The following is a 15,787-nucleotide window of genomic DNA, read 5'->3' as shown; positions in this document are numbered from 1 at the left end:
TGCCCTCTGCCTTGCACAATTCAACAGTAATGGTTGGAGATTGAAGCTGCGCTTACATAGCGGCTTTCACAGCCTTGGCCAGCTTCTGCGCCGCCTGTTTTGGATCGGCATCGCGGTCATTAAAGAAGTTGGTCACGACGTCAAAGATAGCGCCCTGAGCATAGCTGGTAGTCGACATGCCGTGCGCCATACTCGGTACCAGACCGCCATCGGCAGACGATGATTTGAACTCTTTCATTGAGTCCATCGCACACTGGTCAAATTTCGCCATGTCCATATCCGTACGAACCGGAATTGAACCTTTGTTGAGGTTAAATACTTCCTGGAACTGAGGTGAAATGATGGTTTTGGCCAGAGCTTTTTGTGCCTTGATGTTTTCTGCATCTTTCAGCTCAAAGAAAGCAAAGCTGTCCACGTTGTAGGTAAATTCCCCTTGCGTGCCCAAAGCCGGGAAGCACAGGTAATCCTGACCAGGTACCTTACCCGCTGCGGTAAATTCACCTTTCGCCCAGTCACCCATGATCTGCATCGCAGCATCACCATTGATCACCATGGACGTCGCAACGTTCCAGTCTCGACCCGGTGAGTTGTCATCGATGTAGTTGTGCAGTTTTTTGAATTGGGTGAATACCTGAACCATCTTATCGCCGGATAAGGTATCCATATCCAGGTCAACGAAAGCTTTCACATAGTCTTGTGGTCCGAGGACATCCAGTGCAACCGCTTCAAATACAGTCGCGTCCTGCCACGGTTGGCCACCGTGCGCCAGCGGGATGAAACCGGCGGCCTTGATTTTGTCTGCCGCTGCGAAAAATTCATCCAGATTGGTCGGCACTTTCGCTCCGGCTTTCTTGAACACTTCCGGGTTGGCCCACATCCAGTTCACACGGTGCACGTTGACAGGTACTGCCACGTACTCGCCGTCGTACTTCATCACCTGGTTGATCATCGGCGGAATAACGTCATCCCAGTGTCCTTCAACAGCCACATCATTCAGATTGGTCAGAAAGCCCAGTCCTGCCCATTCCTGAATATCATGACCTTTAATTTGCGCCGCTGATGGCGGATTGCCGGACACCGCACGAGTTTTCAGTACCGTCATGGCACTTTCACCGCCGCCACCGGCGACAGCAAAATCTTTCCAGGTATGGCCTTCTTGCTCCATCAGCTGTTTCAAAACGGCGACGGATTTCGCTTCACCGCCGGATGTCCACCAGTGAAGTACTTCGACTTCACCAGCCTGAGCCAGTGACGTTGCGGATAGCAGAGAGAGAGTCAGTAGAGTTTTGGTTAGTTTCATTCTGGTTATCTTCCATGTTTGGATTTGGCTGTCGGCGCTTAAAGCGCTCTACAACCAGCATAGATAACTCAAAAACTTTGTTCTGCAACATACAGTAACAACAAAGTAACAGTTAAGTTACATTAGACATCAATATTAGGTGGAACAAAGACTTGTGCTAACAGCCCGCCTTCCAGTGAGTTAGCGATTATGAGATCTCCGCCGTGTCCGTGCAGAATGTTACGACATATCCCCAGCCCCAGACCATGCCCCTCTTCATCATCAGCCAGACGAAAATAGGGTTCAAAAACCGCTTCCAGTTTGTCAGCAGGAATACCGGGGCCCTGGTCCTGTATAGTGATGACGATCCACTGCGGCGTTTCCCGTAGCGTCACTGTCACTTCCTCACCATATTTCACCCCGTTATCAATCAGGTTGCTAAGGACACGACGCATCGCGAGCGGTTTGACAATCAAAGGCTCCATCGTCACCGGAGTAAAATGCACCCGTTCCCGCTCGAAATTGTAGCCTTCCGCAATGCTCTGAATCAGCTCGCAGAGATCGATGTAATCATTGTTTTCATGCAATTCCGTATCACGTACACATTGCAAGGCGCCTTTGACCATCATCTCCAGTTCATCCAGATCACGGTTAAACTTGTCACGCTTCACATCGCTCTCCAGCAGCTCCGCGCGCAGCCGTAAACGGGTAATCGGCGTCTTTAAATCATGGGAAATAGCGGCAAACAGATGCTCACGGTCAGCGACATAACGCCGGATACGCTGCTGCATCCGGTTGAATGCACGGGTCGCCATCACCAGCTCACTGGCTCCCTCTTCACGCAGCGGCCGCTGGGCGATATCCATACTGAGATCGTTGGCTGCCCGGGCAAGGTTCTTCAATGGCCGAAACCTGACGCCGCACCAGAAGGTAAGTCAGCAGCAATAAAATCGTGGTGGACAGCAGCAGAAACAGCAATTGTTCACGGCCGAGCAGATTATCGTCAAGATTAACGTAGGGCGCAGGTAATAAGGCCGCAATGTAAAGCCACTCATGGCTGGCCAATTCAATCTGGACCACCATGACCGGCGGATTGAGCGGCTCCAGCGTCAGAGTGTGATGCGCCCAGGAACGAGGCAGGTCGTTGAGATAAATGTCATTCTTCAATAAACGCAGATGCTCGGGACGGGTAAAGTCGACCCGAATCTCACCAACATTATTGAGCTTTTGCTGCAATACCTGACGCACAGCACTGACTGAGGCCAGTTTAAAGCGGGTATTTTCAATTGGATCTACGAGCAACTGCTGCTTATTGAACGAAACAAAAAAGCGGGTGCCGCCCATATTGCGGATCTGATCCAGCACAATGTGGCGGTAACGCACCGGTAACGACTGGAAAAAGGTCACGGTCGAGGCAAACATACCGGCCATACTGGAAGATGCCGAGCGTATCCCTTCCAGTTCATTCGATTTAGACTGGCTGTACCAGATAGAGGTTGCCAGCCCCTGGGCCAGCAACACCGCAAATAACGTCAGCAACAAGGTTCGCGCCACCAGCGAGGTCGGCTGAATCCACTGCAATATCCGCCGGACAGACATACTCAGTACTCAAAGCTGACCGGCACGGACAGCAGATAGCCATTGCCACGTAACGTTTTGATGTAGTTAGGGTATTTGGCGCTGTCTCCCAGCCTTTGCCGTAAGCGACTCAGCTGAACATCAATACCGCGTTCAAATGGCAAGGCTTCCCGGCCCCGGGTCGCAAAAGAGATGGTGTCGCGATCCAGAACTTCATTGGCCCGGGACAGGAACAACATCAACAGAGCAAAATCACTGCCCGATAATTCATGTTCCTCACCGCTTTGCTGATGGGTCATACGATGCGATAAAGTATCGAGCCGCCAGTCACCAAACGCGATGCGCTTGGGTAACGGATCGGCCGATTTTTCTTCACTGACTTGGGCCCGGCGCAGCAGAGCTTTAATGCGCGCCATTAACTGACGCGGACTGAAAGGTTTGGCGATGTAATCATCGGCCCCAATTTCCAGACCGATAATCTGGTCGGTTTCATCGGAAACTGCAGTCAGCATGATGATAGGCACATCAGAACTGCGGCGGATTTTCTGACACAGAGTAAATCCGTCATCGCCGGGTAACATGACATCCAGCAGCACCAGGTCCGGATAACCGTGCTGCTCAATATGGGCAAGCAAAGCCCGCCCGTCGCATACCGTCGTCACCTGATAACCTGATTTACTCAGATACTCATCCAAAAGCTCACAGATTTCGCGGTCGTCATCCACGACAACAATACGTGTGCTTTCCATTGCTCACCTGTCTTGTACAAATTCTTAACAAGCAGTGTATCGGGACGGATACCGAATGATTATCGATATTTAACGGAAATTTGATGCAGTTCTAAACCAAGATCACATTTTCAGCTGCTCATGACGAGCAGCTGATTTCCAGTTTCTTACCCCACTCAGGCGGCAGACGGGCGTAATCTTCATAGTGTGACTGATCATCAAAAGGCGTCTTGAGGATTTCCGCCAGGCGGTGAACCTCACTAAAGTCGCCCTGCTCTGCCTTATCGATCGCCAGTTGGGCCAGATAATTACGCAAGATGTACTTCGGATTGACACGGCGCATTGCACTGCAGCGCTCGCCGCAGCTGAGCGGTTGCCCTGCTGAGTCCAGCTCTTGCTCACACCGGCTTAAATAGCGCTGCAGCCAGGTGTGTGCCGCCTCACGATCGATAAACAGATCCAGCACTGCCTGTTCGGTGTCGCGATCTAACTCAGATAACTGACGCATAAAGCGGGTGTAATCCACTTTGTGCTTTTCCAGCAGCCCGAACATTTCGTCAAACAGAGCACCGTCATTCTCCAGTCTGCGATTGAGGCCAAGCTTGGCGCGCATCAGGGCACTGAAATGGCCGTTGAGCTGGGTTTCGTAGGCACTCAGCGCCGCTTCCAGATCCGAACGCTCAACTAAAGGTGATAAGGCCTGGGCCAGCGCAGACAGATTCCACAATGCCACTCGCGGCTGCTGGTCAAAAGCATAACGTCCCTGGTAATCAGAATGGTTGCAAATGAAATCCGACTGATAATCATCCAGAAAGGCAAACGGGCCGTAATCGAACGTCTGACCCAGAATCGACATATTGTCGGTGTTCATCACACCATGGGCAAAACCGACCGCCTGCCATTGGGCAATCATCAGCGCAGTTTGATCAACCACCTGATTAAATAGCGCGCCATAAGGGTCCGCTTCATCGGCACAATGCGGGAAATGCCATTCAATCACTTTGTCGGCCAGTAGTCGCAGCTCGTCATGCTGTCCGGTGTAAAAGAAATGTTCAAAGTGACCAAAGCGAATATGACTCTGAGCGACGCGCACCAACAGAGCACCACGCTCCTGTTTCTCACGATAAACCGGGGTGTCACTGTGCATCAGTGCCAACGCGCGCGTGGTCGCGATGCCCAGCCCTGCCATCGCTTCGCTGCACAAATACTCGCGAATCGATGAGCGCAGGACCGCGCGTCCGTCTCCCATACGTGAATAAGGGGTCAGTCCGGCACCTTTGAGATGAATATCAAACACATCGCCCTGACGCGAGCGCATTTCCGCCAACAGCAAGCCACGGCCGTCACCCAGATCCGGGTTATACACCCCAAACTGATGGCCAGCATATTTCATCGCCAGTGGTGCAAACGCTTCGGGCATTGCCTGTCCGGACAGAGCCTGAAGCAACTCATCGTTCGGTTGGGCCGGCAGGCCAAATTGCCCGGCTAACTCCGCATTCCAGCTAACCCAGCCGACATTGCTCAGCGGCTGTGGTTTGACCGGGGTATAAAACACCTCCGGCATAGCCCGGAAACGGGTTGATAATGTCACATTGTCCCAAACCGACATACGTATTCTCTCATTGACTGTTTGTCGGAACGTTAGCAAATACCTGACACTTATACTAGGTTTTAGCCAAAAGCTACTCGGTTTTAACACACAGCGATTCGCTTTTAGCACAAGGCCTGTGTGTCCAAAAACCAACACATCCAAAAACCAAAAAGCCCACAACATCTCTGCCGTGGGCCTGATTCTGCATTTGCAGTGGCGCTATTTACTGCGGTTTCAGTTGATCACCGCGTTGATTACACCACGCTGAACACAGCAACGATCGCAAAGAGGGAGAACAGAATCGTTCTGCCTACCACACCTAAGACGCTGGGTTGAATCATTTCTTCGTGCATTTTCCTCTCCCTCTAAATATGACAACCTAATGACAATATGATGAAGTTTTAAAATGTTCTCAATAGATTGAGATATTAAATTTTTGTTACATCGCCGGTGATTAAAGGCATCAGCCACCATGATTAGGGTCTATTCTTGAAGAGTAAAACTGTGCCAGACAAGCCAGTGAACTATGCCAGACAAATTCCTGAAACTGTGCCAGATAAGCTGGCCAGCAACCTCTTCAATCCCTTTTCGCACAAGGTGTTTGTATGTTATCGATCTTTGATATTTTCAAAATTGGGGTTGGTCCTTCCAGCTCACATACCAATGGCCCCATGATCGCCGGCTACCATTTTCTCAGCGTGCTCAATCCACTGGAACGAGTAAAACGGATTCAAATCGATTTGTATGGTTCTCTCTCGCTAACCGGCAAGGGGCACCACACCGATAAAGCTGTCATTCTCGGCTTGCTGGGTAATCAGCCGGATACCATCAAAATGACCAGCGCTAACAATACCCTGCAACGCGCGCTGGATGACGGTATTCTGATGCTTGGCGGCCAGCAGGAGATCGGTTTTGATTACGCCGGTGATTTGCTGTTTCATACCAGCAATCTGCCGCTGCATGAAAATGGCATGACTCTGACCGCATTCGACTCTCACGGCCAGCCGATAGGCTTTGAAACCTACTACTCTATCGGGGGCGGCTTTATCGCGACAGCCGACGAACTCGAACACGGCACCAAAACACCTAAAGTCCTGGTCGACTATCCGTTTGACTCCGCCGAAGCCCTGCTTAAAAAAGCGGAGCGGCATGGTTTGAGTCTGGGCGGGCTGGTGCTGCGCAATGAACTGGCTTTCCATACCCAAAGCGAAATTGATGACCGCGCCGATCAGATCTGGAAAGTCATGTCGTTATGTATGCAACGGGGGTTTGAGACCGAAGGCATTCTGGATGGCGGCCTGAATGTGACGCGTCGTGCGCCGGCCCTGCTCAAAAAGCTCGAGGCGAATGCCAAAATTGAAAACGACCCGATGGAGATCATGGACTGGATAAATCTGTACGCCTTTGCTGTCAGTGAAGAAAATGCAGCCGGCGGCCAGGTCGTCACCTCGCCCACCAATGGCGCAGCCGGCGTCATTCCGGCGGTACTGATGTACTACCACCGTTTTATCCATCCGATCGATACCAAACAGCTCAAGGACTTCCTCGCTGTCGCCGGTGCCATCGGCATCCTGTATAAAACTAACGCATCGATTTCCGGTGCCGAAGTGGGCTGTCAGGGTGAAATTGGCGTTTCATCGTCCATGGCTGCAGCCGGGCTGACCTCGCTGCGCGGCGGCAGTAACGAACAAATGTGTATTGCGGCTGAAATTGCGATGGAACACTCGCTGGGCATGACCTGCGATCCGATCGGCGGTCTGGTTCAGGTACCGTGTATCGAACGCAATGCCATGGGTGCGATGAAAGCCATCAACGCCTCACGCATGGCGCTAAAACGCACCAGCAAATGCCTGATCTCTTTAGATAAAGTGATCGATACCATGTATCAGACCGGTAAAGACATGAACAAAAAATATCGTGAAACATCACTGGGCGGGCTGGCACTGATTCATCTTGCTCCGCCGTGTGAATAATCATTAATGTCTGCTGATCAGCACATGATGCCGGTAACAACAGCATGACAGTATGAGGCAGTCACATCGCTGTATTGTGATGCAGTAACATAATAAAATGGTGATGCAGTAACACAATAAAATGGCGAGGCAGCTACAGAATGATATTACGCTGCGGGCGGTTGAGAATTTTCTCAATCGCCTGGCGCTGCACGATCCATTGATAGCTCAGCGACAGCACGCAAATCTCATACGCCCAGGCCAGATAAGCGACCGGCCCAATCAACACAGCCACCGCCACATGGTCACAACTGACACTGACCAGAAGCAGAGCCAGCAGCGCTGGTAGCAATCCGATTAAAACAAACAGAGCACCGCGATACTGACGGGAGACCTGCCAGGCAAAGTGCAATCCATGCTCTTTATCCTCCACCGCCGTGGCGGGAATGGCCAGCCCCCAACGCGAAATAACCCAGGCCAGCGGCACCATCAGCACCAGCTCTGAGCCAAGCTGTAACCACAGCACCTCGCTCTGCGTCAGCATGCCGGCCAGTAAACAAGCCAATCCCACCAGCATGATAACCAATACATAGCCCAGGATACGCACGACTGGTCTGGCGGCCAGCGCTGCACTCTCCTGCTGCGCCGCAGACTGGCGCAGTAAAATCGCCCGATGCCAGCGCACCGTTGCCCAGACCAGCACCGCAATAAACAGCAGTCCGTTGAGCAGCGGCCAGAACAGGTCATCATTGGGCGCAGAATACCAAACCCGCAGTGCGGTCATGATACTTACCAGCAAGCATGGCCAGGAAAGACATAACATCAGACGCCATTGACGTTTCATCAGTGTTGCCGAGCTGACTAACATGTAAAGAATAGGAAGGTGGTCATTTTTCATTTCAGGTTCCCTGAACGTACCTGTATAAACTATGACTCACATCGGCGCAGTTTACACGGCAAGCTAAGTGACCTTATTCAAGGTTACATAACCAGTAAGTAATATATTGCTTACTAATAAACCCCTTCCTACCTGCCTTTTTATCAGGACAAGAGCGCGTTAAAATTAGCCGCAGCGCTTGAATTGACCTAACAACTTGTCCAGTATGGATTAAATAACGGAAAGAATAGAAAGCCACTGAGGAATAAAGTGCATGAGTAGCGATACACCACGTTTAACGTTACGTGTGATAGAAAAAAGCGATTACCCCGAACTAGCGGAACTGATGGATTTGGTTTTCCATGATGTGGGTGGTGCCTGGCCACGTATGACCATTATGGACTTAATCCACCAGTTTCCTGATGGTCAGATATGTATTGAAGACAACGGTAAAATCATCGGTGCCGCACTCACCATCAAAGTCGACTACAACCGCTTTTCCCTCCCTCACGTCTACACTGACATCATCAACGAACACAACGTCATTCAACACAACCCCAACGGCGATGCTTTGTATGGCCTGGACGTCTTTGTTCACCCGGATTATCGCGGCCTGCGTCTCGGCCGGCGCCTGTATGCCGCACGTAAAGAACTGTGCCGCAGCGACAACCTGAAAGCCATCCTGGCCGGCGGGCGTATTCCCGGTTACATCAATTACGCCGATTCCATGAAGGTGACCGACTACATAGAGAAGATCAAACGCCGTGAGCTGTACGATCCGATCTTGTCGTTCCAGCTCGCCAATGACTTTGACGTCAAACGTATGATGCGCCACTACCTGCCGGAAGATGACAGCTCGCGCGGTTATGCAACATTACTGGAATGGGACAACGTTTTTTATGAAGAAGATGTCCTGTCGATTCACGATATCGAAAAAACGCTGATTCGTATCGGTATCATCCAGTGGCAGATGCGTGCCATGTTAAGCGTTGAGGACCTGATGGATCAGGCGGAGTTCTTCGTCGACTCCCTCTCCAAGTACCAGGCGGATTTCGCCCTGTTCCCGGAATTTTTCAACGCCCCGCTGATGGGGCTGCAAAATGACCAAAACAGCGTAGAAGCGATTCGTTTTCTGGCATCATTCACCGACGAAATAAAAAGCCGCTTCTCGCGTATGGCAGTCGAGTACAACATCAACATCATCGCGGGCAGCATGCCGGTGATGCAGGATGGTCAGCTGTACAACGTGGCTTACCTGCTGCATCGTGACGGCTCTATCGACGAACAGTACAAGATTCATATTACTCCGCACGAAAAACGTGACTGGGTAATCGACGGCGGTAACCAGGTCCAGGTATTTGATACCGATGCCGGCCGGGTCGGGATTTTGATCTGCTACGACAGTGAGTTCCCTGAGTTGGGACGTATGCTGGCCGAACAGGATGTACAAATCATTTTCGTACCGTTCTGGACTGATACCAAAAACGGATACCAGCGTGTTCGCCTGTGCGCTCAAGCGCGCGCGATTGAGAACGAATGTTATGTCGCGATTGGCGGCAGTGTGGGTAACCTGCCCCGGGTCGACAACGTTGACATTCAATATGCCCAGTCCGCGGTATTTTCACCATCCGACGTGTTCTTCCCGCACGATGCGACTATCGCCGAAGCCAGTCCCAACACGGAGATGATTATTTTTGCCGATGTGGACCTCGACAAACTAAAGCAACTGAACACTGAGGGCTCAGTGACTAATATTCGCCACCGTCGTCTCGATCTTTATGGAAGCTTCACCCAGCCCAAATCCTGATAATGGATTGACGACGATCACATAAATCTAACAAAGCATAACGAACGGAATTTTTTAAGATTCCGTTCGTTTTTTTCAATTTGGGAACCAAAATATCATTACAATCATTACTTTAGGTTCACAATTCTGTAGAATGCAACCAGCTTCGCAATTTGCGAAAACAAAAACCATTAAAAATCATAGTATTATGCCGAGCACCACTTAAGAGTTATAGACTATGCTCACTCTTGCATTAGGTTTCGAATCCTTTTATAAGATTCAGCTAATAGACAACCCCAAACCATCACCTCTGCAAATGTCATCTATTGCTGTTCGTTAAGGAGCCCAATATGAGCAAATTTAAACTTTTTCGTCCGTTCATAGCTGCGCTGCTATGTACCTGTTCTGCATTGAGTTTCGCTAATGATAGCGACGCTATTCTGACCGTGAATGATCACGGCAAGAAAGCCTATTTCACTCTTGAACAGCTATTGGCTCACGCGGATCAGGAGATCACGACGAATACGCCATGGACCCAGGACAACACCAAGTTTGTCGGTGTCTCTGCCCAAGAATTACTTAAGCTTATCGGGCGGGATAATACCGATCTAAAAGTGGTCGCTTTGAATAATTACTGGTCAACCATCCCCTACAGTGATATTGAAAAATACAATCCACTGTTCGCGGTGAAAAAAGACGGCGAAGTCATGAGTGTGCGTGACAAAGGGCCTATTTGGGTTATCTATCCGCTGACGGATTTTGACGAACTGAACAACGAAGTTCTGCACAGCCGCATGGTTTGGCAAGTCAGCCAAATTGAAACTATGAACTAATTTCCGCCAGGATTGAGTTTATCTGTGAATATCAGCCGTCATATCGCATTTTATATCGTATTTGTTTTTGGACTGTTTCTGTTTTCCATCTGGACACTGATTTCGTTCAATAATACCTATAACCTGCTGACTAAACATACCCAGCTGTCCGCCTGGTCTTTGTCCCAGTTGGAGATAGAGACCTTGGAATTTTCCAATCAGCTGGACCTGTTTTTGCTGCGCGACAGACACTCGTTACGTCAACTCAATCTTAAGTACGATATTCTGTGGAACCGTTTCGATACCTTTCTGACCAGTGATGAAACTGAAGCGGTTCGCCTGCAGGGCAGCGCTCAACCCATCATTTCCGGTGCGTTCGACATCCTGCGTAAATATGAGTCAGCCGTCATTGCTGGCAGAGTTGAAGCGCTGAATCAGTTTTCTGATGAACTGAAATCATACATGCCACTGATTCGCAACCTGATCATTACCACATTGACCGGGGAAGAATCAGTGCGCAGCCGTGCTATTATCGAAGAGAACAAACAGACGGTTCTGTACGACATGGCGCTGATTTTGGTGGTGCTCGCCTACATCTCCTTTCGCGTCTACCGCGATACCCGTTACCAAAAGTTCATGGCCTGGCACGACCCTCTGACTAAACTGAAAAACCGTAACTACCTGTTGAAGGAGATTCGCAGTCTGGGTAAACAGCGCGCCGATTTTTCACTGGTGCTGCTCGATATTTGCCATTTCCGTGAAATTAATGACGTCATCAGCTATGAATACGGTGACCGGATTCTCAGTGATATCAGTCACATCATCAACCAACAAGCGGAGCAGTATCAATTGTTGTGCGCGCGGGTTGGCGCAGACCAGTTTGCCATTGTGGTTGATCGTCTCGATATCAATCTTGATATGTTCATCGCCAACCTGCGCAATGAACTGGATAGCAAACTGCAATTTCTTGACCCTTCACGCCGGATGCACATCGCGATTGGTATCGCATCCAGTGATCAGGTTGAACACAGTCATCCTCAGCAGAGTAAAAAATTCAGTGTCTTACTCAACAATGCCGATTTAGCGTTAAACGTGGCGAAGAAAGAAGCCGCACAGCGGATCATCTACTTCACCAAAGAACGCGATCTGGCACACCGGAAAAAACGCGAACTGTGTGACGAACTGGAAGTGTTGCTGTCCATCGACGATCAGCAGCAACTGTTTATGGTCTACCAACCGATTATCAATCCTGGCAGTACACGTCTTGGCTGCGAAGCTCTGTTACGCTGGAATCATCCGACCTACGGTTTCATTAATCCGGAGTACCTGATTCGCATCGCTGAGGAATCAGGTCAGGCCAAAGCTCTGGGACGCTGGATTATGGAGCAGGTTTACCGGGCTCTGTCCACGGACTGGCATCACTTCGAGGCGCGGATTGATGTCGCGATCAACCTTTCAGACTCTCTGTTTGATGAAGAGTTGCCTGAGTTGGTGCACGAGATTTTTAGCAGAGAGAAAAACTATCTCGACTCAATTGTGCTGGAAATTACCGAGACCATGACACTGGATGAAATTGACCGCAGTGTCAGTATTATCCGCCGTTTGGAAGACCTCAATATTCGTCTGGCTCTGGATGACTTCGGGACCGGTTGGTCGTCCCTGTACAACCTCAACCATTTACGTTTTAACAAGCTGAAAATAGATAAGTCGTTTGTGCGTGATTTATGCACCATGGACCAACAGAAATTCTTTATCTCCGCCATCGTGACCCTGTCCCATCAGTTGGGCATTAAAGTAGTCGCCGAAGGGGTTGAAGATGAGATCCAACTGCACCACCTGCAGGAACTCGGGGTCGACGAGTATCAGGGCTACTACTTTTCCAAGCCGATCAGCAAACAACAGTTTGCTCTGTTCAGCCAACAGTATTTCGCCAAACCCCGGGAGAAAGTGCTAAGCCGTCACTACGCGTAACTGCTTTAAGCGTCTGATTCCGTTCTGAGAGACTAATTCAGTTCAGAGAGGCCGATTCAGTTCTGAGACACGGGTTTAGTTCTGATATATGGATGCAATAGCGCTCTGTTTTCTCCTCGTCGCTTTTTCATCATCGCTTTCTACCAGTAGCGTTCATGAATGATATTGCCGCCCGTGGCGTGACGATAGCGTTCCAGACCCTGGTTTTGCAGTGATTTAATCGTGTCTTTAATCATATCCGGATTGCCGCATAACATGGCAAAGCTGTGCTGTGGTGACAACCTGACTCCGGCTGCATCTTGAAGCGCAGCACTGTCAATCAGAGCAGGAATTCGCCCTTGCAGCATGTTTTCCATCGGCTCGCGACTGACAACCGGATGATAACTAAGCCGGCCCTGATAATCGTTTAATAGCTTGTGAATCAAAGCCTGATACGCCAAATCCCGGGCAAATCGCACCCCATGTACCAGTATGATTCTGCGCGGCGCGAGTTGCCGCCCCATCAACAAAGAAAGAAAAGGCCCGATCCCGGTTCCCGTGGCCAACAACCACAAATCCTGGGTCTGCTCCGGGACAGAAGCCCGGGTCAAATCGCCGTGCGCACTGTCTCCGACCCAGATGCTATCACCCGCAACCAGTCCGTGCAGTGAGGGAGAGAGTTTCCCGTGTGGCACAGTCGTAATCAGAAATTCATGCCCGTTTTGCGTATCCGGGGCGTTAACCAGTGAATAAGCACGGCTAATTAACTCACCATCATCGGTTTCCAGGCCCAGCTTGGTAAACTGACCCGCGACAAAGTCCAGCGGCGTATGAGAGACGCGCAATGAAAACAATTCTGCGCTCCAGTCAACACGTTCTACAACCTGTGCGCGATGATATCCGCTATGTGAACTCATCATCGTTTCCTCCTCGCCAGTGAGTGGATCTTCACGTTACGCCTGACACCTTAATATGTAAAGTTTTAAGTTTACATATTAAGGTTAACATTTTGCTAACACCCTCACCGACAACCATATCCGATAAAGCTTAGAATAATTAGTCTAATTACTACTATTTGCTATTAAGGAACCAAGGCATGAACGAGCTGATGAATGACTTCCCGGTTGTCACTGAGATCCCGGTCGCCTGGGGAGAGATGGATGCGCTGCAACACGTCAATAATGTGGTCTATTTCCGTTATTTCGAAACCGCACGTATCGATTATTTCCACCATATCAACCTGATGGATGAACTCGCCCGGGACAACATCGGTCCTGTGCTGAGCGAAACCCATAGCCGTTACAAGCTCCCGGTAACCTATCCGGACACCCTGCTGGTTGGATCCAGAGTCTGCGATGTCCAATCCGACCGCTTTAGCATGGAATATCAGATTGTCAGTAAGAAACTCGGTAAAGTGACCACCACAGGCACAGCAACGGTGGTGATGTTTGATTTTAACCACGGCAGCAAAGCACAATTGCCGGACAGCATCGTCAGCGCCATTCGTCACCTGCAAAGCTAAGATATCGCCGCGCCGGTGCAGAGCCCGAGTTAAAAACGATAACGCAGAGCGATAAGGTTAAAAAAAACGGCCGGCAACGCATTTGGTATATTGCTTAACCGAGTAGCACGGATTATTGTTGGCCTTTCAATAACATCTTTTAGGCTTTGCTATGAATACCGCCCTGCTCGGCATGTTTATTCCGACCTTTTTCTTTGTTTCCATTACTCCGGGAATGTGCATGACGTTAGCACTGACTCTGGGAATGAGTATTGGATACAAACGCACCCTGTGGATGATGATTGGTGAGCTGGTCGGTGTGGCGGTGGTCGCTGTCTCCGCTGTGGTCGGTATTGCCGCCATCATGCTTAACTATCCATGGCTGTTTGTGGCCTTTAAAACGGTAGGCGCTGCTTATCTGTTCTACCTTGGCATTCAGATGTGGCTATCCAAAGGCAAGCTGGCCCTCAGCGCCGAAACCGGAGCCGTATACCAAGGCAGTCAATGGGGCCTGGTGGTGCAGGGATTTGTCACCGCAATCGCTAACCCAAAAGGCTGGGCATTTATGATCTCGCTGCTGCCTCCCTTTATCGATCAGTCCGCCAGCCTGGCGCCGCAGCTGATATTTCTGGTCTCTATCATCATGGTATCCGAATTTATCTGTATGACGCTGTACGCTACCGGAGGAAAAGGGCTGAAACGTGCGCTGAGTAAATCCCAGAATGTACGCCTGATGAATCGAATCGCCGGCTCACTGATGATGGGTGTGGGGATCTGGCTTTTCGTCAGCTGAGCCCCCCTCATCCCACCAATCCTCTTTAAACCAGCGGCCCAGGCCGTTGGTTTTTTTGCCGCATAGTAAGCAGACCAAACCTAAGTTAAGCAGGGATGGTTTTAGTAAACATGGTTTTAGCAGCCATCATTTAAGCAAACATGGTTTAAGAAAACATGGCTTGATGACGCGTCGGTTTACATCAGGTGGCGAAACGGTATATTTATGAGCTATAACATCAAATAGACCCAAGTGCCGTGATGACCCAATATACCTATTCACGCTTTTCTCCGCGTAATCCGGATTTTCAGCGTAATAAGCAAGCGTTGCAGGCTGCGTTTCCCGCAGCGATTCATATCGAAGATTCAGCCCGCGGCCGGATGGCTCCGTTGGAACGACCCGATTTCGCCGCTCTGCTGGCGGCGCTTCAGCCCGGCGATGTATTGATCGTCAACTGGCTGTCGAGCATCAGCCGTGACTTCCAGTTATGTCAGCAAGTGATTGCCCAGCTGTTAGAAAAGCGAGTCACACTGCAAACCCACCAGCCTGCACTGGTCATCCAGCCTGACAGTGAAAGCGCTACAACCGTATTGGCAATGCTGCAAGGTTACGCATTAGCTGATACCCGCCACAGACTGCAAGCGGCAGAGTTGAGCCGGCAAGTGCTACGCGACGATCCTAAAGCCTGGCAGGAAAAATTCCGCGGTCGTCCGGCGGACACACAAAAGCACCAGCAGATAGCCGCCTTGTTACTGGAGGGCAAGACGCTCGACGAAGTCGCACAAAGCTGTCAGTGCAGTTTGTCGACCGTCAAGCGGGTCAAGAGTAAAATCCGCCATTTTGATGAATCCGACTCACTGCGCTACCGGACCAAGAAACCCGCCAACCATTAACGCTTTTTGGGGTGACTTCAAACAATCAGTAATCCGCTGAAAGTCACCCCAAATTAAAACCAAATAAT

12 protein-coding genes and 1 pseudogene are annotated in these 15,787 nt (G+C 50.2%); 7 read left to right on the top strand and 6 right to left on the bottom strand.

Annotated features, from left to right (window positions below):
- Positions 1 to 52: 52 nt before the first annotated feature.
- The 4 genes and pseudogenes from ABDK09_12500 to ABDK09_12485 form a co-directional block, all read right to left on the bottom strand.
- A complete protein-coding gene (locus tag ABDK09_12500) occupies positions 53 to 1,300 on the bottom strand; it encodes an ABC transporter substrate-binding protein (protein XAW90264.1) in 1,248 nt (415 codons plus the stop codon).
- Positions 1,301 to 1,422: 122 nt separating this feature from the next.
- Positions 1,423 to 2,878: pseudogene (locus tag ABDK09_12495) on the bottom strand (ATP-binding protein).
- A gap of 2 nt (positions 2,879 to 2,880) precedes the next feature.
- The gene (locus ABDK09_12490) at positions 2,881 to 3,606 is read right to left on the bottom strand and encodes a response regulator transcription factor (GenBank protein ID XAW90263.1); all 726 of its coding nucleotides are present in this window, start codon (positions 3,604 to 3,606) and stop codon (positions 2,881 to 2,883) included.
- 118 nt (positions 3,607 to 3,724) lie between these two features.
- Entirely contained in the window at positions 3,725 to 5,194 is a 1,470-nt protein-coding gene (locus ABDK09_12485) for a YdiU family protein (GenBank protein XAW90262.1), read from the bottom strand.
- A gap of 587 nt (positions 5,195 to 5,781) precedes the next feature.
- Between ABDK09_12485 and ABDK09_12480 the strand changes: the two genes are divergently transcribed.
- Positions 5,782 to 7,149 carry an L-serine ammonia-lyase gene (locus ABDK09_12480; protein ID XAW90261.1) on the top strand — a complete coding sequence of 456 codons (1,368 nt, stop codon included), beginning with the start codon at positions 5,782 to 5,784 and terminating at the stop codon, positions 7,147 to 7,149.
- 133 nt (positions 7,150 to 7,282) lie between these two features.
- Here the strand turns inward: ABDK09_12480 and ABDK09_12475 are convergent, their stop codons facing one another.
- The gene (locus ABDK09_12475) at positions 7,283 to 8,026 is read right to left on the bottom strand and encodes a sugar transporter (GenBank protein ID XAW90260.1); all 744 of its coding nucleotides are present in this window, start codon (positions 8,024 to 8,026) and stop codon (positions 7,283 to 7,285) included.
- A gap of 253 nt (positions 8,027 to 8,279) precedes the next feature.
- Here ABDK09_12475 and ABDK09_12470 point away from each other — a divergent pair, with 253 nt between their 5' ends.
- The 3 genes from ABDK09_12470 (at position 8,280) to ABDK09_12460 (ending at position 12,574) form a co-directional block, all read left to right on the top strand.
- On the top strand, positions 8,280 to 9,812 hold the full coding sequence (locus ABDK09_12470; protein XAW90259.1) for a bifunctional GNAT family N-acetyltransferase/carbon-nitrogen hydrolase family protein: 1,533 nt from the start codon (positions 8,280 to 8,282) through the stop codon (positions 9,810 to 9,812).
- A gap of 329 nt (positions 9,813 to 10,141) precedes the next feature.
- Positions 10,142 to 10,624 (top strand): oxidoreductase, encoded by a 483-nt coding sequence (locus ABDK09_12465; GenBank protein ID XAW90258.1) that lies wholly within the window; start codon positions 10,142 to 10,144, stop codon positions 10,622 to 10,624.
- A 24-nt stretch (positions 10,625 to 10,648) separates the two neighbouring features.
- On the top strand, positions 10,649 to 12,574 hold the full coding sequence (locus ABDK09_12460) for a bifunctional diguanylate cyclase/phosphodiesterase (protein XAW90257.1): 1,926 nt from the start codon (positions 10,649 to 10,651) through the stop codon (positions 12,572 to 12,574).
- 140 nt (positions 12,575 to 12,714) lie between these two features.
- On the opposite strand, the gene ABDK09_12455 is transcribed toward ABDK09_12460, so the two are convergent.
- Positions 12,715 to 13,470 (bottom strand): ferredoxin--NADP reductase, encoded by a 756-nt coding sequence (locus tag ABDK09_12455; GenBank protein ID XAW90736.1) that lies wholly within the window; start codon positions 13,468 to 13,470, stop codon positions 12,715 to 12,717.
- 179 nt (positions 13,471 to 13,649) lie between these two features.
- Between ABDK09_12455 and ABDK09_12450 the strand changes: the two genes are divergently transcribed.
- The 3 genes from ABDK09_12450 to ABDK09_12440 all read left to right on the top strand — a co-directional run bounded on the left by ABDK09_12450 (position 13,650) and on the right by ABDK09_12440 (position 15,719).
- Positions 13,650 to 14,075, top strand: coding sequence for a thioesterase family protein (locus ABDK09_12450; protein XAW90256.1), 426 nt, complete (start codon positions 13,650 to 13,652; stop codon positions 14,073 to 14,075).
- Positions 14,076 to 14,226: 151 nt separating this feature from the next.
- Positions 14,227 to 14,847 (top strand): LysE family translocator, encoded by a 621-nt coding sequence (locus ABDK09_12445; GenBank protein ID XAW90255.1) that lies wholly within the window; start codon positions 14,227 to 14,229, stop codon positions 14,845 to 14,847.
- A 239-nt stretch (positions 14,848 to 15,086) separates the two neighbouring features.
- The gene (locus tag ABDK09_12440) at positions 15,087 to 15,719 is read left to right on the top strand and encodes a recombinase family protein (GenBank protein XAW90254.1); all 633 of its coding nucleotides are present in this window, start codon (positions 15,087 to 15,089) and stop codon (positions 15,717 to 15,719) included.
- Positions 15,720 to 15,787 lie beyond the last annotated feature (68 nt).

The organism is Vibrio sp. CDRSL-10 TSBA, from assembly GCA_039696685.1.
In the GTDB taxonomy this organism is placed as follows: Bacteria; Pseudomonadota; Gammaproteobacteria; order Enterobacterales; family Vibrionaceae; genus Vibrio.
The sequence above is the reverse complement of the archived record's forward strand: the minus strand, read 5'-3'. Positions and strand labels throughout refer to the sequence as shown.